This is a genomic window from Streptomyces sp. Edi4 (genome assembly GCF_040253615.1).
In the GTDB taxonomy this organism is placed as follows: Bacteria; Actinomycetota; Actinomycetes; order Streptomycetales; family Streptomycetaceae; genus Streptomyces.
In genome coordinates this window covers 6575972-6600763 of the sequence record NZ_JBEJGY010000004.1, presented here as the reverse complement: position 1 = coordinate 6600763, position 24792 = coordinate 6575972, and the positions used below count along the sequence as shown (strand labels likewise).

Sequence of the window (24792 nt, the reverse complement as noted above, 5' to 3'; positions counted from 1 at the left end):
TCACCAGCCGAGCGTGCCGTGGCGGTCACGGAGGGTTCCCGTCGGGCCGTCCGCTCCGATGGTGGCCAGTTCGACGATGGCGTCGGTTCCCTGGGTGACGGTCTGCGGGCCGCTGTGTCCGTTGAAGTCGGTGGCGGTGTAGCCCGGATCGGCCGCGTTCACCTTCACGTCCGGCAAGGACTTCGCGTACTGCGTGGTCAGCATGGTCACGGCGGCCTTCGACGCCGTGTACAGCGGCGCGACGACCCGCCCCTCGACGCGTCCGGGATCGTGGGTGGCGGCGAAAGACCCCATACCGCTGGACACGTTGACGATGACCGGGTTCGTCGAGGTGCGCAGCAGGGGCAGGAAGGCGTGCGTGACCCGGACGATCCCCACGACGTTGACCTCGAACACCTCGCCGGCGTCAGCGGCCGTGATCCGGTCGGCGGGGCTGTGTGTCCCCAGGACACCCGCGTTGTTGATCAGGACGTCGATGCCGCCCTCGTGCGCCCTGATGTCGTCGGCGGCCGCTGCCACCGATGCGTCGTCCGTCACGTCGATGCGGACGAAGCGGGCACCGAGTGCGTCGGCGGCCGCCTGGCCGCGCCCCGGATCACGAGCACCGATGAGGACGGTGTGGCCGGCGTCGGTCAAGCGGCGGGCGGTCTCGTACCCGAGGGACTTGTTGGCTCCTGTGATGAACGTTGTCGTCATGTGTTCACTTTCTGCCCGTGATGGCAGGGCAACCAGTGCCCCGTGCGACGGTAGGACAGCCAGTACCAGGCACAGCGGCACGTCGGACGGACACAATGGCCGAGTGGACGAGACCCTTGGCGCGGCATTGCGTCGCTGGCGTGACCGGCTTTCTCCCGTCGACGTCGGGCGGGCACTGCGGCCCGGCCGGCGCGCGGCAGGGTTGCGGCGCGAGGAACTGGCCGAGCTCGCGGGGCTGTCGGTCGACTATGTGGTACGGCTGGAGCAAGGCCGTGCCACGAACCCTTCGGCGCAGGTCGTCGCGAGCCTGGCCAGGGCGCTGCAACTGCGGCCGCCGGAGCGCGACTACGCCTATCGGCTGGCCGGCCTCCTTCCACCACAGGAAGGCACGATCTCCACGCACGTCCCCGCCGGGGTCCAACGGATGCTCGCTCGCCTCGGAGAGTTCCCTGTGGGCGTGTTCAGCGCCGACTGGACCCTGCTGACCTGGACCCCGGCGTGGGCGGTGCTCATGGGCGACCCGAGCTCACGGACACACGCCGAGCGGAACCTCGTACGGGCGGCCTTCGCCACCGGGCCGACCGGGCTCACGTCCTGGCCCGTCATCCAGGACGGCGACACCCTGAACACCGCGCTCGTGGCCGATCTGCGCACCGCGCTCCTCAACTATCCCGACGACCGATCCCTCGCCGGCCTCGTCGCGGAACTGCGCTCCACCAGTGCGGAGTTCACCCGGCTGTGGGACGAGGGCGCGGTCGGTCCGCACGTCTCGGCCCGCAAGACCATCCTGCACCCCCAGGCGGGCGAGGTGACATGCGACTGCGACGTGCTCACCGTCCCGGGCAGCGACATCCGCCTCGTCGTCTACACGGTGGCCGCGGGTTCCGCCGATGCGGAAAAGCTGGAGTTTCTACAGGTCACCAGCGGCGTCCGTGTCGGCGGTTCCCCGCCTTCGGGGCCCGGACTGTTCTCGGCGCCGTGACAACCGGACCGGCCGGATCCGGCTCCAGCGCCACGGGCCGCCGACTGGAGCTCGCGGACGCCGGCGGAGCCATCCTCGTGGGACGGAACAACAACCAGCGGGCCGCCGAGCGAGGCGCGTGCGTGGTTCGGGCCGGGCCCTCGCGCACGGCCGCCGCACGGCGTTGGCGACGGTTCTCGGCAACGTCCTCGGCTCCTACGTGTTGGTGTGTGCGGTGGCGCTGGGGATCGGCACGCTGGTGGAACGCTCGGCGGCGGTCTTCACGGCGGTGAAACTCGTGGGCGCCGCCTACCTTGTCCTGCTCGGGGCGCAGGCGTACCGGCACCGCAAGGACATGCGGCTCGGGATGGAATCCCCCGGCGGGGCGGCAACGCCGGCCCGACCGCCGCCCCGCGGTGATCTGCGGACCGTCGCGGACGGCGTCCTGGTCGGCGTCCCCAACCCCAAGGGAATCGTGTTCTTCGCCGCGGTGCTGCCGCAGTTCGTGGACCACACGGCAGGACGTCTGCCGTCCCAGATGCTGCTCCTCGGCCTCATCCCGATCACCATCGGACTGGTCACGGACACGCTGTGGGGCCTGGGCGCGGCCGCGGCCCGTGGCTGGTTCGCCCGCTCCGAGCGGCGGCTCTCGATGATCGGCGGCGCGTGGGGCTTCGCGATGATGGGGCTCGGCGTGACGGTCGCGGTGACCGGCCGGGCGGACTGATCTCCGTCCGCCGACACCCACTGGGATGAAATCCGCACGCGGCACACCCCGAACCGACGGACCGCCGCAGACCGCCTCTCCCCGCGCCGACCTGCGCCAGGAACGCGTCAAAAACGGGTTCCACCGGGTCAATACCGCGTCACCCGGGGACAGGGGCCCGGCGCCGGGGGCATAACTTCAGACGTATGGGCGCATGATGCCCAACGCCTACGGCATCCGCACTTCCGTACCGGAGGACACCATGGACAGCCTCACCGTAGAAGACGCCGACCCGGAGGAACGCCGCCCGGCAGGGCCGCTGTATGTGCCGGTCCGGCTCGGCTCTGCCGGAGGGCATCAACTACGCTTCCTGCGCGACGAGTTCGGCGTGCGGACGGCGGTCGGGTTCACCAGCCAGGACCGGCTCAAGGCGGTGCTGGGCCGTGACCAGAGTTGGATCCGGCTCGCGGAACCGGCATTGAGAGCGCTTTCGGCACCGCTGGGCGTCACCCGTATGACGGTCGACCCCCTGCTCGCCCCGCCGACCCCCCGCCCCCGACACGGCGAGACCCCACACCTGTGCGCCCGGCGGGATCACACGTTGTCGCGGTAGCGCCGACGACTGGGACCCGGACAGCCCCCGCGTCGAGCCGGCCCCTCCGTCCGCACCCACGCCGTACTCCCGTCCACACCCACACGGTGCCCCGCCCACACCCACGCCGTGCCCCCGTCCGCACCCACGCGGTGCTCCCGCCCACACTCCCCCTACCCCTCTGCCTGGCGCCCGCCCGCACCCACGGCCGCCATGCCGCGCCTTTTGCACGGGGTGGGCGCGTCCGTGCCCATGCCCGTACCTTTTGGGGCGTATATCCTGCTCCGGGGGTATACAGACGAGCGTTCGGACGTTCGGCCGGCTCTCGTGCCGGTCGCGGAGCGGGAGGTGAGGTGGCCATGCCTGAACGACGCGCCCGCCCCGAACGGTCACCGAAGAAGCACTCCTGGCGCAGGCAGCCTTCCGTCGACAGCAGGACTCCCCCGGGACCGGCCCATCCTCCCGGCGCTCGGGAGCCGGCCCCGACCCCGCCCCCGGTCTCGCCGCCCGGACCCCCCGGGGGCGTACCGACGGCGAGTGGAGAAGACGTCGGAACGCGGCCCGGGGAATGGGTCGGCAGCGTCGTCCAGTCCTCCCTCTACCGCGACGGGCAGCACATCGCATCGCCCGGCACGCTCGCCGAGACGTTCCGCCGACTGCGCGAGACCCCCGACGGCATGGCCTGGATCGGCCTGCAACGCCCCTCGGCATCCGAACTCCGTTCTCTGGCCGACGAGTTCGACCTGCACGAGCTCGCGGTCGAGGACGCCCTCGAAGCCCACCAGCGTCCGAAGCTGGAGCGCTACGGCGACACTCTCTTCGTCGTGCTGCGGGCGGCGCGCTACCTCGACGCCCCGGAAGAGGTCGACTTCGGCGAGCTGCACGTCTTCGTCGGCCAGGACTTCCTCATCACCGTCCGCCATGGCGCCGCCCCGGACCTCTCGGCGGTCCGCCGCCGCATGGAGGAGGACCCCGAACTGCTGGCGCTGGGCGCCGAGGCGGTGCTGTACGCGATTCTCGACGCGGTCGTCGACGGGTACGCCCCCGTGGTCGCGGGCGTACAGAACGACATCGACGAGATCGAGACGGAAGTCTTCCGCGGCGACCCGGAGGTCTCCCGCCGCATCTACGAACTCTCCCGCGAAATGGTCGAGTTCCAGCGCGCCACCCGCCCTCTGGTGGGCATGCTGCACGGACTGATGGCGGGCTTCGCGAAATACGGCACCGACGAGGAACTACAGCGCTACCTCCGCGACGTCGCCGACCACGTGACCCACATCAGCGAACGAGTGGACGGCTTCCGCCAAGCCCTCACCGACATCCTGACGGTCAACGCCACGCTGGTGACCCAGCAGCAGAACGCGGAGATGCGGGCACTGGCGGAGGCGGGGTTCGAACAGAACGAGGAGATCAAGAAGATCTCGTCGTGGGCGGCCATCCTCTTCGCCCCCACGTTGGTGGGAACCATCTACGGGATGAACTTCGAGAACATGCCGGAGCTGGGCTGGGCCTTCGGCTACCCGTTCGCGGTCCTGTTGATGGCAGCGGTGTGCGTGAGTCTGTACTTCATCTTCAAGCGGCGGCATTGGTTGTAGGCGGCAGCGCGAGCACGTGGAGAAACTCCGCAAACGCGAACATCATTGAAGGTCCCGTCAGGCCCCTGGGGAGAACGCGCGGCGGCGGGGCTTCGCCTGACGGTCCGGCCTTCGACGCCCATGTTCGGCGTGCCCCTATCCAGCTCTTCCTTCGCGCACCGTCACTGACGATGTTGACTGAGGCTCGGCGGCAACCACACAGGAGAGGACTCATTGGAACCGAGAAGTGCCGCGGGTGGCCCACCGGTCACTGGACCACTGGGGGCCGGTCACACGCGGCATCCGCTCCGTCCCGCTCTGGTTCGTTCACAGAGTCGGCGCCTGGCTCGTTTCCGGGCAGCTCCGCCAGCATCGGGCTACCGGAGGGCCGGCCCGGAAGGACCTTGCAAAGGGTCGGAACCGCGCGCCTGGTCAGCGCACCCGGCGTCGGCCGGAGCGCCGCAAGCGCACGGCGAGATGGACCAGCGCGCCGGCGAACAGCACGATCGCGATGAACAGCAGATACAGCAGTCCGTGCGCGAGCACGCCGACGACGCCGAGCACGATCGCCGCGATGACCAGGAGCAGGAAGAAGACCATGGCGCGGATGCCTCCTCGTCCGATGCCAGGCGTTCTATCGACGGGCGAGCTGCCGCTCACCGCCGGCACCTGGCTGGTAGGTCAGGCCGTAGTGCGCGAAGACCGCCGCTTCGTCCTCGGCGGGCAGCACGTCGTCCGTGCCGATCGGCGGGCACTTCTTCACCAGCGCCTTTTCGTAGGCGACCTTCACATAGCCCGGCCCGACGACCGTGTCGTCCAGGGGTACGAAGACCAGCCGGTGTCTCGTGGGCAGACCCACCTGCACGGTGGCCATGGCCGGCTCATCGGTACGGGTGTCCACATAGACCGCCTCCAACGAGCCGATCCTGTGCCCGTCCCGGTCGATGACGCCGTGAGTACGCCACTCACGGATGTCCGCGGCTTGGATCACCTTCAACCCCTACACCCTCGACAGTGACTCCGGGTTCACCGCTCAAGTCTGCTGCCGCGCGTCCACGTGCGCCAGGGGGCGGCGGTCAATCGAAGGCGTCCGCTCGGTCGGGGGGCACGCCCCCGGCAAATCGCGGGCTGTGCGACGTCGGTCTCGCGGAGCCATTGACAGGGCATGCGGCGCGGCGTTGAGTGGCGGCTAGGGCGCTGGGCCATGATGCTCCGGATCTCCGGACGCCACCCGCCGCCACTCGCTTCGCCGGGACCCCGCGGAACGCAGAGCGCACTCCTGCGAACCGGAGGTTCGGTCATGCTTCTCTGGATCGTTCTGATCGTGCTGGTCCTGGCGTTGTCCGGGTTCGGCTTCACGCTGCACGTCCTGTGGTTCGTCGCCGCGGCGCTGCTGGTTCTGTGGGTCATCGGATTCCTCACGCGCGGCCGTATGGGCTTGGGCCGCTCCGCCGGCAGCCACCGCTAGCCCCCGCCTGCCCGTCCTCGCGTCTGCGAGACGGGTGACCTGCGCCGGTGGCCCCTCCCGGCGCCCCGCCGAACGAGAAGAGGGTCCGTCATGGGCCTCGCCGACAAACTCAGGAACAGCTCTCAGTCGCTCACCGGGCGGCTGAAGGAACGGACCGGCCGGGCCGTCGGCAACAGGCGGCTCAAGAGAACGGGCCGCCGCGAACAGACCGGTGGCGACCTGAAGCAGGCCGGAGAGAAGGCCGCAGAGAAGGCCAAGGACGCTTTCCGGGACTGAGCACGATCGAACGCCCCGCTCCCCCAGAACTAAACGTCCCACTCCCCCAGAACTACTCGCGAAGGAGCACCTCGGTGAACGAGAACGTATGGGCATACCGGCCGATCGCTTCCCACCGGACCGGCATGGATCTGACCGGCTACAAGGTGGAGGCGAGCGACGGCGGCATCGGCAAGGTCGACAAGCACTCCGAGGACGTCGGCGCCGCCTACATCGTCGTCGACACCGGAACATGGATCTTCGGCAAGGAGGTCCTTCTGCCGGCCGGGGTCGTGGCGCGCGTCGACCGGAAGGAGAAGAAGGTCTACGTCGACCGCACCAGGGACCAGATCAAGCGCGCACCCGAGTTCGACAAGGAGAAGCATCTCGGCAACCCGGACTACCACGAAGAGATCGGCACCTACTACGCACACCCGCGTCCGCGACCGATGATGTAGCGCGACCGGCCTCCCCGCCGAAATCGCGATCTGGGTGCCCGGCCTCACCGGCCGGGCACCTGCCGTTGGTCCGGCAGGTACCGTCACGGTCCTTGTCGCCGGCCGACGCGGCCGGCCGCGGTAGTGATCGCGGACACCGGGGCTGGGCCTTCGGTGGTCACGGACGCCGGAACTGGGCCTTCGGTGGTCACCGACGCCGGAACTGGGCCGTCGAAGGACGCACCCGCGAAACGCATCGGCGAGGTCGCGCACATCCTCGCGCGGGTCCGGCCCGGTTCGAAGCCGTCGGCCGCCGAAAGGCCCGCACGGTGACGCGCGGGTACGTCGTGCGACGGGACCCAGGTGCTCGGCGGGGAACGGGGACTGTCCGTGTGAACGGCTCGGAGTGTCTCGTGGAGGTGCAGCATGGAGAGAGGGGAACCTCGGCCCTCCCGGGTGGCAGCACCTAGAGCTCCACCGCGCCGGGCTTCACAATCGGGACGGAACGCGGATGGCTGTTCAGAGGTACACGGCACAGGAAATCGTCCGCAAGAACGTGCAGCGCAAGGCGACCGGGATGACCCGCGAGCAGGTGGCGGCGGAGGCCAGGACGGCGCAAGGCTGGGAGCACCGGACCGAGCGGGGCCCGCAGGAGCTGGGAGGTCTGGAGGCGGGGCGGCTGGAGGCTCTGCGGCTGGCGCGGTGGAAGCACGCGGAGTGGCGCCGGATCGGCTCTGTGATGACCGAGGAGGCGATGGACCTCTACGCACCGGAGCGCGATTCCAGGGTCCAGGAGTTGGAGCTGCGGCGTCTGGAGAGGGTGGCGGCCGACGCCGAGGCCGCGGAGCGGGAGGGGCGGGGGCCGGTCACGGTCGAGGAGAACCGGGTCTACCGAGTCGTGGCGGAACGCGTCAGCGCGTCCCTGCCTGGTGTCTTGTCCATCACCGTGCACGTGGAGGCGCCGTCGGTCGCCGAGGCCGCGATGTCCGCCCTGCGGGAGAACGAACGGAAGGACGGACTGTACGGAGACGGCCGGTACCGGATCATCCGCGTGGAGGAGGACCTGCTCGGCGCCGATGGCGAGCTGGAGGCGCTGCGGGCCTTCGTCCAGCGTGCGGCGCGCTCGGCTCGCGCCCACAGCACCGCTCGCCGCCGGGCCCTGGAGGCGCTGGGGGAAGCCGGGAACCTGTGCAACGCCACCACGGTCCACTCCCCCTCCGGGGTCAGGGTCACCTGCACCCGGGAAGCCGGCCACTACGACCCGCAGGACCGACCGGCTCGCGGCCGCCCAGGCGGATGGCACATCGCGGACACCACCACGTGGACCGACGAGGAAGCGGAGTCCACCCCGCACAGGCCCGCCTGACCCTGCCCGCCAACTGCCTCCCGCCGCCCACCGGTTGGCCCGGCACCGTCTCATCGGCGCGACCCTCCGGTGGGAGTGGACCGCAACACGCGGCGGCTTCGGACTGCGACCGGCCGTGCCGCCACCCGCCGAGGCTTGCCGCCGGACCGAGGGGACAGGCTACTGCTGCCCGGGCTCCGCCATCAGCCGGCGGTGGAGTTCGGCGGTCATCGTGTGGATGGCCCGGGTCAGCTCGGTGTTGGTCTTGAGTTCCAGTTCCTGCTCGACGAAGTCGTGATCGGCCTTGGCCTGCTGGAACTCCGCCTGCCGATTCTGGCCGATCATGACGAACGTGGAAAGGAAGATCGCCTCCAGGGACACGACGAGGGTCAGCGTGGGCCACGGTGTGGATTCCACGAAGAGCATCCACACAGCGAAGCCGAGCGCGTGGAGATATACGAACACCATGGAGCCCGCGAACTTGGTGATCGCATCAGCGATGCGCAGTTGGATGTCACCGGCACGGCTGGATCGATGGGCGACGACGACCGGGTGGTGCCGCGTCGTGCTGTCGGGTTCGCTCATCCGCTCCGGCCCGCTTCCCTGAGTCGACGTCGCAGCTGTACCTGATGGGGCTGGATGACGTCAGATGCTCCGAGGGACAGTCTGTCTGTGCTCCTCGGACGGCGCACGGGATCGGCAGAACTGGGCGTCTCGGAGGGCCGGTTGGACGGCTCGCCGCGCGCGGCGGCCGGGCGGCGGCCATCGCGCCCGACAGGGGCCATCGCGCCGGGCGGGGACTCAGTGCCGTACGACGCGGCGGACGTGGTCGATGTTCCCGCAGTCCTCGGCCAGATACTTCTCCCGCTGTCTGATGAAGGCCTGACCGAGCTCGGCGCGGCGTGCGTCGGGGACGTTTTGCCGTGCGCCGTTGAGGATGGTGCGCTCCTCCTCGTCGACGTGACGGGAGACCGCTTCGACGAGCCTCTCCAGCTTCTCGCCCCATGTCTGGGAGCCGATCTCGGTGACTGCCAGAAGAGCCAGCAGTGCCTCGTTGCCCTGGGCGTGCTCGGCAACGCCTTGGTCCACCTCGTCGTTGTCGACCTTCTTGAACCGCTTCAGCGCCGGGTACACCTCGCTCTCCTCCGCCTGGCCGTGGGCGACGAGCAGCGCGGCGAGGGCCTTCAGCGCGCCGGCCCGGTCCGCCTCCACGCTGCGCATCTGCCGGAACAGGTCTTCCATGGTGCGGTGGTCCTTGAGGAGCACCGCGACGACATCCTGGCCCCTGGGCACGGTGCTCTCCTCGTCTCGCGGAACTGACAGCTTCCGGGATGCCGCCCCCTGGGCAGCCGCCGGCTCCTCAAGGCCGCTGGACGCCCGAAGGTGGCTCAGGGCAGCACGTAACGCGTGCCGCATGTCTACGGGCAGCGCCTTGTTGTCGGCTGTGGCGACCAGGGCCGCGGCGACGTCGCGGAGCTGGACGTCGCAGTGCTGCGACACGTCCACCAGCAGCTCCCAGGCCCTCTCGCCGGAGCACGGTGCCATCACGGTCAGCATGCCGCACGCCTGGTCGATCGCCGCACGACCGTGCAGATCCCGGAGCAACCGCTCCGACCGGGCGCGCAGTTCGAGGACTTCCACCACCAGCGCCGCGTCTCCTGACCAGGTGATGGACGCCGCTCCGAGTTCCTCATGAACCGTGATCTCATCCCGCGCGGCGTCCCTTGACACGGTCACCGGTGGTGCTCGCGATCCTGGCGGTCTTGGCGGAGCCGGCGACCCCGGCGCTGTCGGTCGTACCGGCGTCCCCACCGGTCCTGGCGGTCCCGGTAGTCACGGTAGCTCCGGAACCCGGCGTCATCCTCGCGGTCCCATCCTCCGTATCCACCTCGTCCGTGACGGAAGAGGCCGAAGACCACCACAGCGCCAAGCACCCACCACAGGGCATTCACGAATCCGAGGCCGAAGAGGGCCAGGACCAGAAGAACAAGCAGCACGATCATGACGGGCCTCCGAACACGGAAGGGATCATCGCAACCGGGGACTGGGGCCTGACGCAACAGCCTAGCCCCGCAAGGGAGTTGCGGATACCCGGCGTCGGGGGCTCGACGTCGGTTCAAGAGTTGGAGTAGGCGCACGCCCAGGTTGATCAGGACGATGATCGCCGCGATGAGAACGAAGGTCTCCATGTTCCTCGCCTCCACGCATGCGTGGGCGGAGGACCGGACCAACATCCCATCGGATACCCAAACGGGGACGCGCACGCCCCGTTCTCAGGCGTCCTGCCTGGGACGAGATCCCGACGCGCCTGGTGATCGACGACCGGGTCGTACACCTCGGCTCCTTCCCGGTCGGTGACGACACCGTCCTCATCACCCGCGGTCACAACGACCACTTCGCGCTGCTCATGGTTCCTGCGCGCGCGAGCGTCGAGGCCGCGCGCACCGCCATGGCCCGTGCGGTCCGCGCCGACAACACCGCCCGGGCCGCACACCTCCTCCTTACGACACGACCGCCGCCTGGGAAGAGCCCGCTCCCTGATGCCCGCCAAGCCGCTCCGGCCAACAGGGATCAGAGCTCGTCGCCCGCGGACGGCCTCCAAGGGTCCGGCCAGTCCGGTACCGGGCGCCCCTCGACCACATCGCGGGCCACGTCCGCGATCCTCAGATGACGGGACCGCGTGTAGCGGCGCAGCAGATCGAAGACCGTGTCCATGGGGAGACCCATGCGCGTAGCGAGGACGCCCTTGGCCTGTTCGATGACGATCCGGCTGGTCAGAGCGTGTTCCAGCTGGGAGGCCAGGGTGCGGCTCCTGGCCAGCTCCCGTTCCCGCACGAGGGCGATCGCGGCAGCGTCGGCCAGGGACTGTCCTATGGCGAGGGCGTCCATGGACAGCGGGACCGACTTGCCGCGCAGCAGAACGAGTGCACCCACCGGCTCGTCCTGCCATCGCAGGGGCAGCGCCGCGACGCCGGTGAACCCCAGCGCCCGTGCTCGTGCGGAGTACTGCGGCCAGCGCAGCCGGGTCCGTGTCTCTTGGAAAGCGATGTCGGGCAGGGGCTCGCCCGCACGGAGACAGTCGTGGCCGGGCCCCTCCTGCCAGTCGGCCGCGTCCAGTTCCAGCCGTCGCACCCCCGGATCCGAGGCTCCCGCCCGGACGCCTCTGTGCGCGTCGGTGGCGACGAGCACCGCCCCCGCTGCGCCGGCTCCCAGCAATTCGACGCTGCGGTGCGCCAGCGTGGTCAGGAAGTCCGCGGTGTCGAAGGCGTCGCCCCAGGACTGGGCGAGCATCACAAAAGTGTCTGCCAGTCGCTGATCCGGCGTGGGCATCGAATTTCCCCTCAGTAGTGGAGCTTCAGATCTCCGGACACAATGCGGCGCGCCACCGACTCCGGGGGCTCTCCCCGGCTGAAGGCCCGCGCCTTGATGAGCGACAGCGCGTTGTCGAGCGAGCAGTGGATCTGCTCGGACAGCACCCCGGCAGCTTGGTGCACCACGGCCCGGTGGTCCGTCTCGCCGTACAGACCGGGGTCGGCATCGGGGCCGAGGAGCATGCTCTCCGCCAGGGCATCGGCCACCTTGCCGAAGACCCCGGACTCGGCGAGGCCGGGCCGGGGATCGAAGACCGTGAGCGCCCCGAGGCAACCGGCCTGCGACTTCAGCGGCAGTGCGATCACCGAGGCGAGGCCCAGTTCGGCGAGACGTGCGCCATAACCGGGCCAGCGCTCCTCCATCGCGAGTCCCGAGGCGCGTACCGTCCGACGGGTCTCGGCGGCGTCCCGGGCCGGCCCGATGCTGAGTACGAACTCCAAGTCCTGTGCGTTGCGGGCGAGTTGGTCGGACGCGGCCAACGCGAGCTGGGCCATGTCGGCCCCGACCAGAGTGAGAGCGGCACTGGAGGTACCGCACGTCTCCGCGACCGTCGCCATGAACAGATGGCGCGGGCCGCTCCCCGCCGACCGGTCCGCCAGTCCATCGGCGTACTTCTTCTGGAGCTGTGCCACGATGAGATGACGCTCGGCGACCCTGCGGTGCCTCGTCGCCATGGCCACATGGAACTCGCGTCCCGTCTCCCCCGCCAGCCGCTCGTGCCGCTCGGCGGACACCCGCTGGCGCGCCGCGCGCTCGGCGGCGAGAGCGGCCCGCCGCAGCGCGACGGCGATCTGCCCGTCCGCCGAGTGTGGACTCCCGCTCTGTGCGGTCATGTTCTCAGCGTACGGCTTCCCGCGTCACCCGCTGACCCTCGTTCCCGATGTCTTCCATCAGGAGGACGACGCCTCCGTTGTGGCCGTCGAAAGGGGAGCAGACCACGGCGCAGTTGATGCTTCTGCCAATGCGATTGACGGCGGGAACACTTACCGGCCCCGCCCGTTTGCCCGATGCGACGCACTGCTGGATGACGTCGCGCAGTTCGGAGGCGGGCAGCCCGAAGTCGAGATCGAAGAAGTGCACATCCTGTACTTCGTCCGCGCGCAGCCCCCAAAGGTCGGCCGCCCCCCGGTTCCAGCTCTTCACCTTCATGCCCGCGGACAGCACCACCACGCCTGCCGCGATGCTGCCGACCACGCCCTCCAGGAACGCCCTCGCCTCGTCGAGATCGTCGGTACGCAGCCGCATCTCGTCGTTCATGGTCTCCAGCTCTTCATTGCCCGACTGAAGTTCCTCGTTGGTGGCCTCCAACTCCTCATTCGTCGACTGAAGTTCCTCGTTCGTGGTCTCCAGCTCCTCAATACTCGACTGAAGTTCCTCGTTGGTGGCCTCCAACTCCTCATTCGTCGACTGAAGTTCCTCGTACGCGGTCTCCAGCTCCTCGCGGACGCGCTTGACCTCTGCCTTGAGCTGGGTGGCGAGCGTGACGTCGGTGAACGTGACGTTGATGGCGACCGGCAGACCAGGGCCGCTGGAGATCGGCTGGATGAGGATGTCGAAGTACTGGAGCTCGTCCCCCATGCGCCGCTTCGCGCCGTGCACCCGCAGCGTCCGGCGCTCGTGCGTGGCCTGGTCGATCAGGGAACGGAGCTCAGTGGGCCGGTAGGAGAGTTCCAGGTCCTGGAAGGGACGGCCCACATCGTGGGCCGTGAGGCCGAAGTGGGAGCGCGCCTGACTGTTGATCATCACGACGACGCCCTCGGCGTCCAGGGCCACGGCCGCACCGGGAGTCGCGTCGAGGATCAGGTCGCGCAGCTGCCGGACGCGGGTCGCCGCCTGTATCTCCACGCCCACGCCGGCCCTGATCTTCAGCGGCGCCGCGGTGTACGGCGGACTGCTCTCGCCGGGGCGCCGGCGGAAGATCCGCTGGCGGATACTGATCGCCTCGAACCGATCGCCATCGTTCAGTAGCATCTCGGCCTTGCCGAGGAAGAGGAAGCCGCTCTCGCGCAGGGCGAAGTGGAAACGGTCGATGATCTGACTCTGCGCTTCCACGTTGAAGTACATGAGCGTGTTGCGGCACACGAGCAGGTCGAGCCGGGAGATCGGGGCGTCGCGCGTGATGTCGTGCCGCCCGAAGATCACCCGCCGCCGCAGGTCGGGACGGAAGAGGTACTGGGTACCGCTCGGTTCGAAGTACTTGTCACGCAGCTCCGGCGAGAGCGATTCCAGGGACTTGGCCGGGTACAGCCCCGCGCGAGCCTGGCGCAACGCCTCCTCGTCGACGTCCGTGGCGTAGATCTTGACGCGGTTCAGGCTTTCGTCGAGACCCAGTGCCTCCGCGAACATGATCGCAAGCGAGTACGCCTCCTCACCACTGGAACAACCGGCGCTCCACACCCGGATCTCGTCCTCGGCGGCGACGTTGGCGATCACCTCCGGCACGACCTCGCGCTGGAGCAGAGCCCATGCTTCCGCGTCACGGAAGACCGAAGTGACGTTGATGAGAATGGTGTTGAACAGGGTGCGGAATTCATCCGCGTCGGTCTCCAGAAGGTCCTGGTAGTCCGCGTAGTCGTGGACTCCGGCATCGCCCATCCGCTTGCGGATCCGACGGCTGAGCGTGGAGCGCTTGTAACCGGTGAAGTCGAACCCGCGGGCATCGCGGATGAAGCGGAGCAGGTCCTCCAGGCTTTGATCCGTCTCGGTCGCGGACGGCTCGCTCATCATTGCCTCTTGATCTCGACTAGTCCACGGACGACCGCGGCGATCTCCTCGAGGGGCAGCACGAAGTCAACCGCGCCCGTCCCCACCGCCGCCTCGGGCATCCCCTTGAACTCCGCGGTCTCGGGATCCTGGGCGATCACCGTGCCGCCCCGCGCCTTCACCGCGTCCACCCCCATCGCGCCGTCGCTGCCGGTACCGGTCAGCACACAGGCGATGGCTCGCGGCCCATAGGCGCCGGCCACCGATTCGAAAAGGAGGTCGGCGGAGGGACGCAGGAAGTGTACGAGTCCAGTCCGGGACAATGACAAGGCGCCTTCCGGCCCTACGAGGAGGTGCCGGTCGGGCGGGGCCACATAGACGACCCCAGGCTCCGCGTGCTCGCCGTCCTCCGCCAGCTTGACGGGCAGTGACATCCGACGGGCCAGCACGTCGGCGATGACGGTCCTGTGCCGCGGATCGAGGTGCTGGACGATCAGCACGGGTACGGGAAAATCGGTTCCGAGCGCGCTCAGAAGCACACCGAGACCATGGATACCCCCGGCTGAGGACGCGACGGCAACGATGTCGTACCGCTCCGCCGCGTACTGTTCTGTTGCCACACACCGAGCCTAGCGGACCTGGGCTCCCACCCCGCTGGTGGAGACCGGACGTCAACGGTGGTGACCGACGCGTCCGGTCCCTGTTCGTGGGCGGCGGGGATGAGGTATTTCCGATCGCGGTGCGCCTGTCGCCCGCACGTCGCACTCGTATCCCGCCGACCGGACGACGGCTTCCGAGGACCGCCCCCATGACGTGCTCCGGTCATATATGCCTGTACCAGGAGACATTATCCGGCCATTCACTCTTGAGAGTGAACACTTGACTGCTGGCACGTTTCTTCTTCTTTGTCTGTTTATACGGTGGTGAACGCATCACCCCAGACCTGGTGGCTGCACCCGATGACCGAACTCCCGCTCCTGCGGGGGCATTGTGGGTGAGGAGCTGCTGTGGGAAGCATCATTCAGCCGGGTTTACCGGAACCCGTTCCTCTCGTCGAGGGACTTCCTCCCGAGGTGTCCGGGGGCGCGCGTATGTGTCTGATGCGGGGATCCACCGTGGTCGAGATGTACGGAGAGATCGATCTGACCACCGCTACGGCAGCCCAGGCGCCCCTCGATGTCGCGTCTGCCCAGCCGGGAGCCCGGCTGATCGTGGATTTGCGGGCGGTGGTCTTTTTCGACTGCGCCGCCCTGACACTGCTGCACAGGGCGCACCGGCGGGTGCGCGAGTGCGGTGGCGCGCTGGGGGTGGTCTGTGTTCGGCCCTGGCACCGGAAGGTCCTCGCCGCAGGCGGTGTCGCCGCCCTGGTGCCGATGTTCGTCACGGTGCACGAAGCGCTCGCCGTGACCCGGTCCGACTGATCATCTCGTCCAGCGACCCACGCGAGCGACGCAGTACCACCTCCGAGGCGTTTCGGAGGTGGCGCTGTCGAACCATCGCCGCTCATGGTGTTTCGCCGGAAGAGTCCTGGCGAGGACAGCCGGGACTATGCTGTCGCGTGGACGTCCCAGACCCCGGCGGACATGCGCTGCTCCGAATGAGGCTCGGGGGGGCGGCCCCTTCGTCCGGTCACCCGTGCATCTCCCGAGGTAAACCGTGCGGGTCCCACTCCCGGTACCGGGTTGTCGGGCCTGCCGCCGGTCTGCTTCCGCCGTCAGTACGCCCCCGTCGACAGCGTGCCAGGAGCGGCCGTGAGTCCGGCTCCGCCACTTGGCGCTGCCCGGCGGGTCTACCGAACCGAGGCGTCATGCCCCTGCCCCAGCTGAACATCTACCGCCACGACAGAAGGCAACGGTCGCTGATCACCCTGGCAGGCGAGATCGACCTGGAGACCGTCCCGCAGGTACGCGAGGCCCTGGAACAGTGCCTGCGCGACGGTATCCGTACGATCGACGTCGACCTCACCCCGCTCACCTTCTGCGACGTGAGCGGGCTCAACGCCTTCCTCTGGGCGGCGCGGCGGACCGCCTCGCTCGGCGGATGCCTGCTGCTGCACTATCCGCCACCCACGCTGGCCTGGATGGCCAGGGTCACGAGCACCGAATTCCTCTTCCTTGAGGGTACGTTCGGCCAACAATCCCCTCCTCCCGGGGACGGCCCCCTCACCGCGACACCGGTTTCGCCGCCGACAGCCTGCCGCGGAGCACTGCGCCGGCTCGCGTCCTCGGGGCCCGCCGTCACGGGTGGTGGGATGTGAGCGGTCGGCCTTGGCCGGAGCAAGCCCACAAGCCCAGGCACGACGACCCCTACCTCATGGCCGCCGTGCGGCTGCGCCGGGTGAGCCGCGGGCGGGCCCAGGACTTGCGGGAGGACCTGGCACATCTCTATACCGAGTCCCGCCGGGTGAGGATCGGCGAGACGCACCGCGGCCCCCGACGGACCGTCTTCCTGCGTCGCCTCGCCGCCGACATCCGGCGACCGGGGTTCGCCCTCGTGATCGCGGAGACCGACCACCTGGTGGGGTGTGCCTTCGGATTCCCCCTTCCAAGCGACGGCCGGTGGTGGTTCGGGTTCGAAGGGACGCTCCCGTGCGATGTCGCGCGGCTCACCACCTCCGGCGACGTCTTCGCGATCTCCAAGGTCCTGGTCCGACCGCACCGCGCGGGTCAGGAGTTGGCCTGCCGACTCCAGGAACGGCTCCTGACCGGCCGCCGGGCATTGCTCGGCGCGGCCTTGGTGGACCCGGCCGACCTGCCGGCCCTCGCCGGCTTCCGGTCCGGAGGCTGGCAGGACATCGGGACGGTGTGGAACCCGAGCGGTCCACCGCCGCTGCGGGCCCTGATTCTCCGCCTCGCGAAACGATCCTTCGGACGGCCGACGGAACCTCCACATCCCAGCTGGACCCGGAGGACCGCGTGACGCCCCACAGCCGGTCGTCCCGGATCCAGGCGCTCGTCGCCCGACAGGCGGCCCTGCGCGATGCCCAGGTCGGGGTCGTGGACGTGTGCACCGCCGCGGTCGCCACGCTGCCGGTCGACGGCGCCGGCCTGTCCGCGATGTTCGCGGACACGGCCAGCCATCCACTGTGCAGCACCGACGAGATCAGCGCACGGCTTGAGGAACTCCAGCTCACCCTGGGCGAGGGGCCGTGCGTGGATGCCTTCGCCCACGGTTCGGCGATCCTGACGCCCGACCTGCTCACGAGTGAACTCCAGGACTGCTGGCCGGTGTTCGCCGACGCCGCCCTGGAGGCGGGCGCGCGGGCGGTCTTCTCGCTCCCCTTGCAGATCGGGGCGATCAGTCCGGGGGTCCTTGACCTGTACGCCGACGTGCCGGTCCAGCTGGGACCCGACGCGCTCGCCGACGCCCAGGCCTTCGCCGACACCGCGACGCTGCTCCTGCTCGATGCCCGGATCCCCCGGATCGACCAGTCCGGCGATACGGGGCCGGTGGGGAGTTGTGACGACCTGGGCGCGTACCGGGCCGAGATCGACCAGGCCACCGGCGTGCTCACGGTTCAGCTCGGCGTCGGGATCGAGGAGGCGTTCATCCGGCTGCGCGCGCACGCCTTCGCCCACGGACACCGGCTCGCCGACGTGGCCTCCGACATAGTCTCCCACCGCCTGCGCTTCTCCCCGGGCATGGAGCCGAAGCGGACCGAGGAGGGCCGATGAGGACGGCCAGCTCCCGTGCGTGGTCCGCCGGATCACACACGTTCCCCGGCCCGTTCGGGCGCGGCCGACCTCCATCAAGGGTGTGGACGATGAATGAGCGACTCCTGGCCAAAACCTTCGTCGAGCTGGCGGACAACCTGGTCGCCGACTTCGACCTGATCGACTTCCTGCGCCTGCTCACCGACCGCTGCGTCGGCATGCTCGGTGCCAGCGCCGCAGGTGTCCTGCTCGCGGACCGCGACGGCGAACTCCGCGTCATGGCCGCCTCCGACGAACAAGTACGCCTCCTTGAACTCTTCCAGCTCCAGAACGACGAAGGCCCCTGCCTGGACTGCTACCGCACCGGAACACCCACGAGCGTCCCCGATCTGCGCGGGGAGTCCGACCGCTGGCCGCGCTTCACCACGCAGGCAGGCCTCCATGGATTCGGGGCGGTCCAGGCCCTCCCCATGCGTCTGCGCGACGAAGTCGTCGGCGCCCTCAACCTCTTCTACACCGACCCCGGGCCCTTCGACCCGGACGGCACCTCCATTGCCCAGGCCCTGGCCGACGTCGCCACCATCAGTCTTCTCCAACAACGCTCGACCCACCGCAGCACCGTCCTCAACGAGCAGCTCCAGCACGCCCTCAACAGCCGCGTCCTGATCGAACAGGCCAAAGGCAAACTCGCCGAACGCCACGGCATCGACATGGAGCAGGCGTTCACCGCCCTGCGCGGCTACGCCCGGGCCCACAACCGCCGGCTGTCCGACATCGCCCGAGTCTTCGTCAACGACTCCGAGCCCCTGGTCGGACTGGGCGCCTGACCGTCCCCGCCGGCCATCCCTGGGCGCAAGCCCGCCGCCCGTATGCAGAGGGGGCAGGCCCGGTTGGAAGCAGACGGAACAGCACGGCCCGAACAATCACCGGACCCGAGGCCGACGGGGCTTTTGCCGGAGCAGGAGGACCGGAGCAGAGGATCGGAGCATCGAAGCCCTACGCCGCTACGCCATCCTGGACACCCCGTCCGAGGGCGTTCGGCCCGCCCGTGCCGTCCGGCCGGTCGCCACCGCCATCGACCCGGTGTGAGCCCGTCCTGTTGGGCGACCCACGCCCGCGTCGCGCGGCTCCCGGGGCGGACACGTCTATCCAAGGGCTTGTGAAGGTTGTCCCAGGCTCTTGAGAAGGGCGCGTTCGGCTGGGGTGAACTGGGGGCCTTTGAGGGGTGGGCGGAGGGGGCCGAGGAGGGCTGACAGGAGAACGCCCGGGGTGACGAGTGTGGTGGGCGGGGCCTGGAGGGAGAGGACGTCGGTCAGGGCCGTGGCGGCGTGGAAGGAGCCCGTCGAGGTGCGGGACAGTCGGCTGACGTAGCCGTGCAGGAGGTGATCGGCGAGGTTCGGGCCCTTGCCAGCCGTGGTGGAGAAGTGGATGTCCTGTCCGGTGGCGAGGGCCCACGCACTGTCGATAGGGCGGCTGATGGCGCGCTGGGCTCTGCGAGCGAGATCCGGGGCGAGGCCGCCCGAGAGCAGGTCGCGCAGGGCGACGGCGCCCTGCGCCGCCACCGAAATGCCCTGCCCGTACACGGGGTTGAAGGCTGCGACCGAGTCCCCGAGGGCTAAGAACCCCGTGGGCCAGGTGCGCAGGCGTTCGTAGTAGTAGCGCCGGTTGGCGGTGCTGTGGGTGAGGCTGACGTCGGTGAGGGGTTCCGCGTGTGTCAGGAGCTCGGCGAGCAGCGGGTGGCGCAGCGTACGGGCGAAGGGTTCGAAGGCGTCCGTGTCACGCGTGGGGTGCGCGCCGGGAGCGCCCATCAGGCTGACGTGCCACCGGTCCCCTTCGATGGGCAGAATGCCACCGGCCGTCGCGGGCCGGGGCAGACCCGGGTCGCCCTGCACGCCGATCACGGGCCATCCCTCGGTCGGCACGGGTGCGCGATACATCCGACTGGCGTACGCCAGACCGAAGTTGACGTCGTCCTGCGTGAGTCCAGTGATGCCCAGACGGGTGAGCCACTGGGGCGTGCGGGTCGCCCGGCCGGAGGCATCGATGACCAGATCGGCGTGGAGGTCGGATTCTGGGCCCTCGGCGGCGCGGACCCGTATGCCCGTGACACCGCGATGGTCGCCGAGCAGCCCGACGGCCCTGGTGTGCGTGCGCACGCTGACCCTGGGGTCCTTCAGGACCTGCTCGCGGACGATGAAGTCGATCAGGTCGCGGCTCGCGGTGATCAGGTGGTGAGTGGCTCGTCGCCAGCGGCGGTACCAGCCCTCCGGGGAGCAGATGACCATGTTCGTGGTCACGGGGATGCGGTGGGCGCCTGCGGCGAGCAGCCGGTCGATGGTGCCGGGGAGGAGCGCGTTGATGGCTTCAATCCCACCGGTTTGCAGGAAATGGATGTGGGCGGCCTGGGGAACCCCCGTGCGTGGTCCGGGGTTTGAGGGCAGCTCGTGGGCCTCGATGATCCGAACAGAATCCACGTGCGCCTTGACGGCGGCCGCGGCCAGCATGCCGGCGATGCTGCCCCCGATGACGACGGCGCGGACAGGCGCCTCGTGCACGGCTTCACTCATGAGGGCCTGCCTTTCGTGAGAGGTGTCAGACGCCCCAGGAGGTCTGGCAGTGCGGGCGAAGTGAGCGCCAGGGACAGCGGGATGAGTTCTTGTCCGCGTCGCACGGGTGCGTAGGTGCCCTCCGGCGGCAGTGCGGGGTCGGTACGTCGACGGTCGCGCGCGATGAGGATCATCGCCGCGTCCGCCGTGACGGTGGCGCCGGCCTCGTCCTGGCCGTCGCGCAGGGCCGCGCATCTCGCAACCCCCGAGAAAGAGGAGCAGGCATGCCGCGCGTAACAGGGTGTCATGCCGTCTGCGGGCCAGCGCGGGCAATTTAACGGCACACACCAGGAGAAGGATGATTCCGCAGGCGTAGAAACCGACACTGCTGGATCCGGATGTCACCTTGCTGCTTCGCTCCTTTGTGGTAATGCGGTGGGCGAGCGCTTCGCCGATGGCGTCAGCCCTGAGGGAAACGGTGTGCCATGGAGGCCTGGATGCGCCCGGCGTGTTGGTGCGGATCAAGAGGAGCGCGGGCTCGCGCCAGAGCGGTTTGTACGTCCGTGGCGAACCGGAATCCGAAGAGCTCCGCTTCGACTTCTTCGTGCAGCTCACTGTCATCGGCGCGGGCGGCGCAGTGGAGCGCGATGTCCATCCGCACGTCGAGAGACGGGTCGGCTTCGGCTTCCTCGACAAGGGAAGCCACGAGGTGCGCCGGCGCGCCCGCGGCTTCGTTCGCGCCGGCTCGTGAGGCGGCAGCGGCATGGTCGGCGGCGTAGCTGCCATGGCCCTGGAACATGTGCCACACCTCGTGGCCAATGATCACGAGTTGGTTCTCGGGTTCGGTGTTGGCCTCGTAGACGATCAGGTCGTGGCTGCCGCGTCCCACCCACAGTCCGCTGGCCGTCGCGGGAGGAAAGGCCATGGCGCGCAGGCGGACCGGCCGGCCTCGTTCCAGGCTGGGGGCTCGGGCTATGGCGAGGACGACATCCTCATCCTCGCTCGGCGGCTGGAGGTTTCGGACGAGCTGGGCACTGAACCGTCGCATCGCCTTCGGTGTCGTACTCATTGACTGTCTTCATCGTCGAGTTCCAACAGGGCTTTCAAGGTAGCGGTCAGCACGTTCCAACGTTCCGGTGGAAGGCCGTGGGCCTGCCGAAGGGCGACGCCGCGGATGTCGCCATACCCCGCCAGCACTTCCTCCAGCGGGGCGGTGACAGCATGTGCCGTCCCTGACTGCCTGGGCCGCAGTGCGGCGAGGACGGGCTGCAACGCTCGGCTCAGGGCCTCGGGAGCCGGAGCGGTGAAGAACGCCTCGTCCCCCTCGACTCCGAAGAAACCCACCAAGCCGTGCAGGAGTTCCACACTGGGAACTTTCTCGCCGGAGCACACCTTCCGTGCCCAGACCGCGGAGACTCCCAGATGCCGGGAGATACTTCCGGCAAGGTCCGACATGCGCTGACCCGCTCGAGCCAGGTGGGCATCGGCGACGGCCTTGATGCGGGCGCGGACCCGGTCGTTGCCACTGTCGGCTTCCGGTTCGCCTCCGTGCAGCAGGCTGCGAACCGTTTCCTCGGGCAGGGCTGTCCTTACTGCCAATTCCTTCGGATCAAGCAACTCCGGGCAGGCCGCGCCGCGTTCACGGATGAGCGCCTGAAGGTCCTTGAGCGTGACCGGCAGGGGCGGGACAGGGGCCACTTCGTGCTCCGGGGATTCTCGGACGACCAGGCCTGCTACCGGGCGTGCTACGGCAGCCCGCACCGGTGACAACGATCGTTTATCGCCAAGTTGACGACCGCTGCCGCACTCACCCTCGCTCACCAGTCGCGACGCCACGACACGTGCTTCGGCACGGCAGGGTGCGGGGCTTCGATGCCCGGAAGAACGCGCTGGTCCCCAGGGGGCGGGCCTGCGCGAAGAGGCGTTTTCACACCGCCAGAAACGATAATTTCCTTGCGTGAAACGCTCGTCGACAGGCTGATCGGGCCGTAGCACGATCGAGGCGAAGTCGCTCTCCTGCGAGGCTGACGAGCTCGCCTTGTCAGAATTTCAGAACTTGGAGTCCTCCTCATGCCGGTCTCGACCGTGCCCAATTTTCCTCGGCTGGCAGAGAGCGACTTCACTCCGGAGGATGTGAGGAGTTTCATCGCCTGATGACGGGGCTCCTCACCACGTGCAGGCAGGTCGTGGAGCAGCATGCGCCCGAAGGCGTCTGGCGCCCGTCCTCTGCGAGCCTGTTCGAGCAGTTCGGTGAATCCATGGAGGCGATCGCCGAGGTCTCCCGTACGCTCAACCAGGCTCGCGGCGGCATCCGCCGGATCGGTGGCAGGGCACGGGAGCGCCTGTACGACCGAGACGCCCGGCACGGGGGTCGGCCGCAGCCCCGCCGGTCTTCTTCGGCCCGGAGCGCAGCGCCGAGGTGGTGATCATCCGCATGGCGTTCAACCCCGCCCCCGGCTCGCGGCTTCGGTGACTGGAGCGCGACACTGATGGTCGGCGCGGTGTTCGCCCTCGCGCTGTTTGCTGCCGGCGCGGTGTTCGTCGTCGCGATCGGCGGGGTCATACTTATCCTGCCTTCGCCCCGGCAACACGCCCACAACCCCCGGGGCTTCGGTACCCAGGACACCGAGACACCTCTGCCCCTCAAGGACGCCATGCGCGTGATCGTCCACCCCGACTTCCCCGCCGCCGCCGCCGCCGACGCCGACGCCGACGCCGACGCCGACGCCGACATACTGTTCCCCTTCCGCGTCTTCCCGGTGGCCGCGCAGCTCCTCCCGGTGGCCGCGCGGCTCCTCCCGTGCGCCGCGATCGGGCTATTCTTCGGCCCCTTCGCCGAGCGTCCGCTCGGACCCCGCAGGGAAGCCGCCGGCGCGGGCACGTGGGGTCCGGCCCCCGTCGCCGCGTGACGCCCGGGCCGGTGGCCGGCGCGGTGATCGCTTCCGAGGTCAGCGCGCTCGGGCCGTTCTTCGCCCTCGACGCCCACCCCGCGGCCGCGCCGCCGGCCGCGCCTTGGCAGCAGATGTCCGCCGCGGCGATCGGGGATCGTGTGTCGGCCGTACGGGATCGGCTAGCCACGGCCGGCGGGCAGCGGCCCGACGCGGTCGAGGCGCGTGTGGCCGCGTCCGTGACCCATCTCGGTCTGGCCGCGCGGCTGGTGTCACCCGCGCTCGCCGCCTTCGTCCTGCGCGGAGCTTCCCTGACGTTCGCCCTCACGGAGGTGTACTGGCAGCCGGTCCTCGGCGGCCCCGTCCCCGTGTCCCTGCCGGACACGGGGTTCGCCTCCACTCCCGCCGGACCGGAGAGCCTGGCAGCCGTCATCGAGGGCCCGCTCGCCGAACTCGCCGCCGCCATAGGGCCGTTCGCGCTCTCCCCGCACATCCTGCGGGGCAATCTCGCCTCGGCGCTCAACGGCGCCGCGACCATGATCGCCGCCGCCCGGCCCGCCCTCGGCGCACGCGGCCGCGCCGCCGTCGCACATCTCCTGGCGGGGCCCGCCCTTCGCGGCAGCGCCACGACTTCCGCCAAGGGGGCGTTCCGGCGCAGGAGTTGCTGCCTGATCTACCGGGCCGCCCCGGACCGCAGGGGCGCGCTCTGCGGCGACTGCGCCCTCACCCGCGTCGCCGGCCGGGCCCCCGCCCCCTCCTAGCCATCGAGCGGCCGGGGCGGGTGGCTACTGCGCGCGGGCGGGCGCGGCCTGGCCGGCCTTCAGCCGCCCCGAGCGGGCGAAGGGGAGGGCGGGCCCGCCGAGGTCCGGCTGATCCTGCTGCGTCTCGTGGAGCACGGTGGTGGCAAGGTGGCGTAGGGCATCAGCGTGTTCGGTGAGAACGCGGTGGGTGTGGGAGTCGTCCGGGTCGGTGAGCAGCAGCCGGGCGGCGGTGTTGATGGCCCGCAGCCGGGGTTTCTGGGCGTCCCGGTGGTGGGCGGGCAGACACCGCCAGGCGGTGTTGGCGATCGTGACGAGCCGCCAGGTCGGCGACGAGGACGGTTCGGCCTCGTAGAAGCGCAGGGCATAGCGGCTCACGAGCCAGTACGACACCACCAGGCTCGCGGCTGCGACGGCGTCGAACACCAGCCACAGGTAAGGGAGCCTGCGGTGTCCGGTCAGTTCGTCGGTCAGCCACGCGAGGGCGGCGCCGCCGGCGCCGAAAAGGCTCAGGGCGGCCAGGGTGAAGAGCAGCACCGCGGGAAAGAGGCCAATGCAATTGTCGCTCTCCAGGCGGGTCAGTCCTTTCCAGTGCGGGGCGAGATACCTCGCGTAGCGCACGGTCCTGGGGGCGGGTTCGATGACGGCGATCCGTCTCGCCCAGCTGACAGCCATAATGATTTTACCTCCACGAGTCTCATGTCTGCCCATCTTGGACATGTGAGGGAACGAGTGGAGAGCGCACGGGACCCTGCCCCGGAATCAAAATAACGTTTTTGCTCGCGATGTTACACCGAATAGCGGGGCGCAGAGAGGCGCATTGGGGAGGCGTGTTCCG

The 24792-nt window shown here is 69.4% G+C and carries 30 protein-coding genes and 1 pseudogene; 16 read left to right on the top strand and 15 right to left on the bottom strand.

The window, feature by feature from the left end; translation table 11 throughout:
- Positions 1–696: an SDR family NAD(P)-dependent oxidoreductase gene (locus ABR738_RS31705; RefSeq protein ID WP_350233364.1), complete on the bottom strand. Its 696-nt coding sequence runs from the start codon at positions 694–696 to the stop codon at positions 1–3.
- A 103-nt stretch (positions 697–799) separates the two neighbouring features.
- On the opposite strand from ABR738_RS31705, the gene ABR738_RS31700 reads away from it, so the two are divergent.
- The 4 genes from ABR738_RS31700 to ABR738_RS31685 all read left to right on the top strand — a co-directional run bounded on the left by ABR738_RS31700 (position 800) and on the right by ABR738_RS31685 (position 4550).
- A complete protein-coding gene (locus ABR738_RS31700; RefSeq protein WP_350233363.1) occupies positions 800–1678 on the top strand; it encodes a helix-turn-helix domain-containing protein in 879 nt (292 codons plus the stop codon).
- Positions 1679–1796: 118 nt separating this feature from the next.
- Positions 1797–2384: a LysE family translocator gene (locus tag ABR738_RS31695; RefSeq protein WP_350233362.1), complete on the top strand. Its 588-nt coding sequence runs from the start codon at positions 1797–1799 to the stop codon at positions 2382–2384.
- Between the two features lie 193 nt (positions 2385–2577).
- On the top strand, positions 2578–2976 hold the full coding sequence (locus ABR738_RS31690; protein WP_502964174.1) for an SAV_915 family protein: 399 nt from the start codon (positions 2578–2580) through the stop codon (positions 2974–2976).
- A 338-nt stretch (positions 2977–3314) separates the two neighbouring features.
- A complete protein-coding gene (locus tag ABR738_RS31685) occupies positions 3315–4550 on the top strand; it encodes a magnesium and cobalt transport protein CorA (RefSeq protein ID WP_350233361.1) in 1236 nt (411 codons plus the stop codon).
- A gap of 411 nt (positions 4551–4961) precedes the next feature.
- On the opposite strand, the gene ABR738_RS31680 is transcribed toward ABR738_RS31685, so the two are convergent.
- Complete coding sequence (locus tag ABR738_RS31680) at positions 4962–5129, bottom strand: hypothetical protein (RefSeq protein WP_350233360.1); 168 nt, start codon at positions 5127–5129, stop codon at positions 4962–4964.
- Positions 5130–5163: 34 nt separating this feature from the next.
- A complete protein-coding gene (locus ABR738_RS31675) occupies positions 5164–5520 on the bottom strand; it encodes a PRC-barrel domain-containing protein (protein WP_350233359.1) in 357 nt (118 codons plus the stop codon).
- Positions 5521–5829: 309 nt separating this feature from the next.
- Here ABR738_RS31675 and ABR738_RS31670 point away from each other — a divergent pair, with 309 nt between their 5' ends.
- From ABR738_RS31670 to ABR738_RS31655, 4 genes are all read left to right on the top strand, one after another.
- Positions 5830–5997: a hydrophobic protein gene (locus ABR738_RS31670; RefSeq protein ID WP_350233358.1), complete on the top strand. Its 168-nt coding sequence runs from the start codon at positions 5830–5832 to the stop codon at positions 5995–5997.
- Positions 5998–6087: 90 nt separating this feature from the next.
- Positions 6088–6273 (top strand): CsbD family protein, encoded by a 186-nt coding sequence (locus ABR738_RS31665; RefSeq protein ID WP_350233357.1) that lies wholly within the window; start codon positions 6088–6090, stop codon positions 6271–6273.
- Positions 6274–6347: 74 nt separating this feature from the next.
- Positions 6348–6710 (top strand): PRC-barrel domain-containing protein, encoded by a 363-nt coding sequence (locus ABR738_RS31660; protein WP_350233356.1) that lies wholly within the window; start codon positions 6348–6350, stop codon positions 6708–6710.
- Positions 6711–7200: 490 nt separating this feature from the next.
- Positions 7201–8055 (top strand): hypothetical protein, encoded by an 855-nt coding sequence (locus ABR738_RS31655; protein ID WP_350233355.1) that lies wholly within the window; start codon positions 7201–7203, stop codon positions 8053–8055.
- A gap of 159 nt (positions 8056–8214) precedes the next feature.
- On the opposite strand, the gene ABR738_RS31650 is transcribed toward ABR738_RS31655, so the two are convergent.
- From ABR738_RS31650 to ABR738_RS31635, 4 genes and pseudogenes are all read right to left on the bottom strand, one after another.
- Positions 8215–8619: a DUF1003 domain-containing protein gene (locus ABR738_RS31650; RefSeq protein ID WP_350233354.1), complete on the bottom strand. Its 405-nt coding sequence runs from the start codon at positions 8617–8619 to the stop codon at positions 8215–8217.
- Between the two features lie 216 nt (positions 8620–8835).
- The gene (locus ABR738_RS31645) at positions 8836–9327 is read right to left on the bottom strand and encodes a hemerythrin domain-containing protein (protein ID WP_350234826.1); all 492 of its coding nucleotides are present in this window, start codon (positions 9325–9327) and stop codon (positions 8836–8838) included.
- Between the two features lie 168 nt (positions 9328–9495).
- Positions 9496–9675 (bottom strand): annotated as a pseudogene (locus ABR738_RS31640) (ANTAR domain-containing protein); the annotation flags it as partial.
- 92 nt (positions 9676–9767) lie between these two features.
- Entirely contained in the window at positions 9768–10223 is a 456-nt protein-coding gene (locus tag ABR738_RS31635) for a hypothetical protein (protein ID WP_350233353.1), read from the bottom strand.
- 17 nt (positions 10224–10240) lie between these two features.
- Between ABR738_RS31635 and ABR738_RS31630 the strand changes: the two genes are divergently transcribed.
- A complete protein-coding gene (locus ABR738_RS31630) occupies positions 10241–10705 on the top strand; it encodes a DUF5994 family protein (protein WP_350233352.1) in 465 nt (154 codons plus the stop codon).
- Here the strand turns inward: ABR738_RS31630 and ABR738_RS31625 are convergent.
- The 4 genes from ABR738_RS31625 to ABR738_RS31610 are packed head-to-tail and all read right to left on the bottom strand — an operon-like array spanning position 10606 to position 14729.
- On the bottom strand, positions 10606–11325 hold the full coding sequence (locus tag ABR738_RS31625; RefSeq protein WP_350233351.1) for an ANTAR domain-containing protein: 720 nt from the start codon (positions 11323–11325) through the stop codon (positions 10606–10608). The genes ABR738_RS31630 and ABR738_RS31625 overlap by 100 nt on opposite strands.
- A gap of 50 nt (positions 11326–11375) precedes the next feature.
- On the bottom strand, positions 11376–12239 hold the full coding sequence (locus tag ABR738_RS31620; RefSeq protein WP_350233350.1) for a GAF and ANTAR domain-containing protein: 864 nt from the start codon (positions 12237–12239) through the stop codon (positions 11376–11378).
- Between the two features lie 4 nt (positions 12240–12243).
- Complete coding sequence (locus ABR738_RS31615; protein WP_350233349.1) at positions 12244–14130, bottom strand: CheR family methyltransferase; 1887 nt, start codon at positions 14128–14130, stop codon at positions 12244–12246.
- The gene (locus ABR738_RS31610) at positions 14130–14729 is read right to left on the bottom strand and encodes a chemotaxis protein CheB (RefSeq protein ID WP_350233348.1); all 600 of its coding nucleotides are present in this window, start codon (positions 14727–14729) and stop codon (positions 14130–14132) included. The genes ABR738_RS31615 and ABR738_RS31610 overlap by 1 nt, the downstream gene beginning before the upstream one ends.
- A gap of 471 nt (positions 14730–15200) precedes the next feature.
- Between ABR738_RS31610 and ABR738_RS31605 the strand changes: the two genes are divergently transcribed.
- The 5 genes from ABR738_RS31605 (at position 15201) to ABR738_RS31585 (ending at position 18589) form a co-directional block, all read left to right on the top strand.
- Entirely contained in the window at positions 15201–15530 is a 330-nt protein-coding gene (locus ABR738_RS31605; RefSeq protein ID WP_350234824.1) for an STAS domain-containing protein, read from the top strand.
- Between the two features lie 386 nt (positions 15531–15916).
- The gene (locus ABR738_RS31600) at positions 15917–16366 is read left to right on the top strand and encodes an STAS domain-containing protein (RefSeq protein WP_350233347.1); all 450 of its coding nucleotides are present in this window, start codon (positions 15917–15919) and stop codon (positions 16364–16366) included.
- Positions 16363–17028 carry a hypothetical protein gene (locus ABR738_RS31595; RefSeq protein WP_350233346.1) on the top strand — a complete coding sequence of 222 codons (666 nt, stop codon included), beginning with the start codon at positions 16363–16365 and terminating at the stop codon, positions 17026–17028. Before ABR738_RS31600 ends, ABR738_RS31595 begins: the two co-directional genes overlap by 4 nt.
- The gene (locus tag ABR738_RS31590; protein ID WP_350233345.1) at positions 17025–17783 is read left to right on the top strand and encodes a GAF and ANTAR domain-containing protein; all 759 of its coding nucleotides are present in this window, start codon (positions 17025–17027) and stop codon (positions 17781–17783) included. Before ABR738_RS31595 ends, ABR738_RS31590 begins: the two co-directional genes overlap by 4 nt.
- Positions 17784–17872: 89 nt before the next feature.
- The gene (locus ABR738_RS31585) at positions 17873–18589 is read left to right on the top strand and encodes a GAF and ANTAR domain-containing protein (RefSeq protein WP_350233344.1); all 717 of its coding nucleotides are present in this window, start codon (positions 17873–17875) and stop codon (positions 18587–18589) included.
- 318 nt (positions 18590–18907) lie between these two features.
- Here the strand turns inward: ABR738_RS31585 and ABR738_RS31580 are convergent, their stop codons facing one another.
- From ABR738_RS31580 to ABR738_RS31570, 3 genes are all read right to left on the bottom strand, one after another.
- Positions 18908–20329 (bottom strand): NAD(P)/FAD-dependent oxidoreductase, encoded by a 1422-nt coding sequence (locus tag ABR738_RS31580; RefSeq protein ID WP_350233343.1) that lies wholly within the window; start codon positions 20327–20329, stop codon positions 18908–18910.
- 439 nt (positions 20330–20768) lie between these two features.
- Complete coding sequence (locus tag ABR738_RS31575) at positions 20769–21377, bottom strand: toxin-antitoxin system, toxin component (RefSeq protein WP_350233342.1); 609 nt, start codon at positions 21375–21377, stop codon at positions 20769–20771.
- Positions 21374–22006 carry a hypothetical protein gene (locus ABR738_RS31570; protein ID WP_350233341.1) on the bottom strand — a complete coding sequence of 211 codons (633 nt, stop codon included), beginning with the start codon at positions 22004–22006 and terminating at the stop codon, positions 21374–21376. The genes ABR738_RS31575 and ABR738_RS31570 overlap by 4 nt, the downstream gene beginning before the upstream one ends.
- A gap of 791 nt (positions 22007–22797) precedes the next feature.
- On the opposite strand from ABR738_RS31570, the gene ABR738_RS31565 reads away from it, so the two are divergent.
- A complete protein-coding gene (locus ABR738_RS31565) occupies positions 22798–23217 on the top strand; it encodes a hypothetical protein (protein WP_350233340.1) in 420 nt (139 codons plus the stop codon).
- Complete coding sequence (locus ABR738_RS31560; protein ID WP_350233339.1) at positions 23214–23957, top strand: (2Fe-2S)-binding protein; 744 nt, start codon at positions 23214–23216, stop codon at positions 23955–23957. Before ABR738_RS31565 ends, ABR738_RS31560 begins: the two co-directional genes overlap by 4 nt.
- Positions 23958–23981: 24 nt before the next feature.
- On the opposite strand, the gene ABR738_RS31555 is transcribed toward ABR738_RS31560, so the two are convergent.
- A complete protein-coding gene (locus tag ABR738_RS31555) occupies positions 23982–24629 on the bottom strand; it encodes a hypothetical protein (RefSeq protein ID WP_350233338.1) in 648 nt (215 codons plus the stop codon).
- Positions 24630–24792: the final 163 nt, after the last annotated feature.

Bases quoted from the DNA above. Each gene is read 5' to 3' on its own strand.
- ABR738_RS31625 (WP_350233351.1), bottom strand. From the start codon at position 11,325: ATGCTCGCCCAGTCCTGGGGCGACGCCTTCGACACCGCGGACTTCCTG.
- ABR738_RS31665 (WP_350233357.1), top strand. From the start codon at position 6,088: ATGGGCCTCGCCGACAAACTCAGGAACAGCTCTCAGTCGCTCACCGGG.
- ABR738_RS31705 (WP_350233364.1), bottom strand. From the start codon at position 696: ATGACGACAACGTTCATCACAGGAGCCAACAAGTCCCTCGGGTACGAG.
- ABR738_RS31650 (WP_350233354.1), bottom strand. From the start codon at position 8,619: ATGAGCGAACCCGACAGCACGACGCGGCACCACCCGGTCGTCGTCGCC.
- ABR738_RS31690 (WP_502964174.1), top strand. From the start codon at position 2,578: ATGATGCCCAACGCCTACGGCATCCGCACTTCCGTACCGGAGGACACC.
- ABR738_RS31605 (WP_350234824.1), top strand. From the start codon at position 15,201: ATGTGTCTGATGCGGGGATCCACCGTGGTCGAGATGTACGGAGAGATC.
- ABR738_RS31615 (WP_350233349.1), bottom strand. From the start codon at position 14,130: ATGAGCGAGCCGTCCGCGACCGAGACGGATCAAAGCCTGGAGGACCTG.
- ABR738_RS31635 (WP_350233353.1), bottom strand. From the start codon at position 10,223: ATGGAGACCTTCGTTCTCATCGCGGCGATCATCGTCCTGATCAACCTG.
- ABR738_RS31580 (WP_350233343.1), bottom strand. From the start codon at position 20,329: ATGAGTGAAGCCGTGCACGAGGCGCCTGTCCGCGCCGTCGTCATCGGG.
- ABR738_RS31630 (WP_350233352.1), top strand. From the start codon at position 10,241: ATGCGTGGGCGGAGGACCGGACCAACATCCCATCGGATACCCAAACGG.
- ABR738_RS31585 (WP_350233344.1), top strand. From the start codon at position 17,873: ATGAATGAGCGACTCCTGGCCAAAACCTTCGTCGAGCTGGCGGACAAC.
- ABR738_RS31655 (WP_350233355.1), top strand. From the start codon at position 7,201: ATGGCTGTTCAGAGGTACACGGCACAGGAAATCGTCCGCAAGAACGTG.
- ABR738_RS31670 (WP_350233358.1), top strand. From the start codon at position 5,830: ATGCTTCTCTGGATCGTTCTGATCGTGCTGGTCCTGGCGTTGTCCGGG.
- ABR738_RS31600 (WP_350233347.1), top strand. From the start codon at position 15,917: ATGCCCCTGCCCCAGCTGAACATCTACCGCCACGACAGAAGGCAACGG.
- ABR738_RS31685 (WP_350233361.1), top strand. From the start codon at position 3,315: ATGCCTGAACGACGCGCCCGCCCCGAACGGTCACCGAAGAAGCACTCC.
- ABR738_RS31620 (WP_350233350.1), bottom strand. From the start codon at position 12,239: ATGACCGCACAGAGCGGGAGTCCACACTCGGCGGACGGGCAGATCGCC.
- ABR738_RS31575 (WP_350233342.1), bottom strand. From the start codon at position 21,377: ATGAGTACGACACCGAAGGCGATGCGACGGTTCAGTGCCCAGCTCGTC.
- ABR738_RS31565 (WP_350233340.1), top strand. From the start codon at position 22,798: ATGGTCGGCGCGGTGTTCGCCCTCGCGCTGTTTGCTGCCGGCGCGGTG.
- ABR738_RS31680 (WP_350233360.1), bottom strand. From the start codon at position 5,129: ATGGTCTTCTTCCTGCTCCTGGTCATCGCGGCGATCGTGCTCGGCGTC.
- ABR738_RS31555 (WP_350233338.1), bottom strand. From the start codon at position 24,629: ATGGCTGTCAGCTGGGCGAGACGGATCGCCGTCATCGAACCCGCCCCC.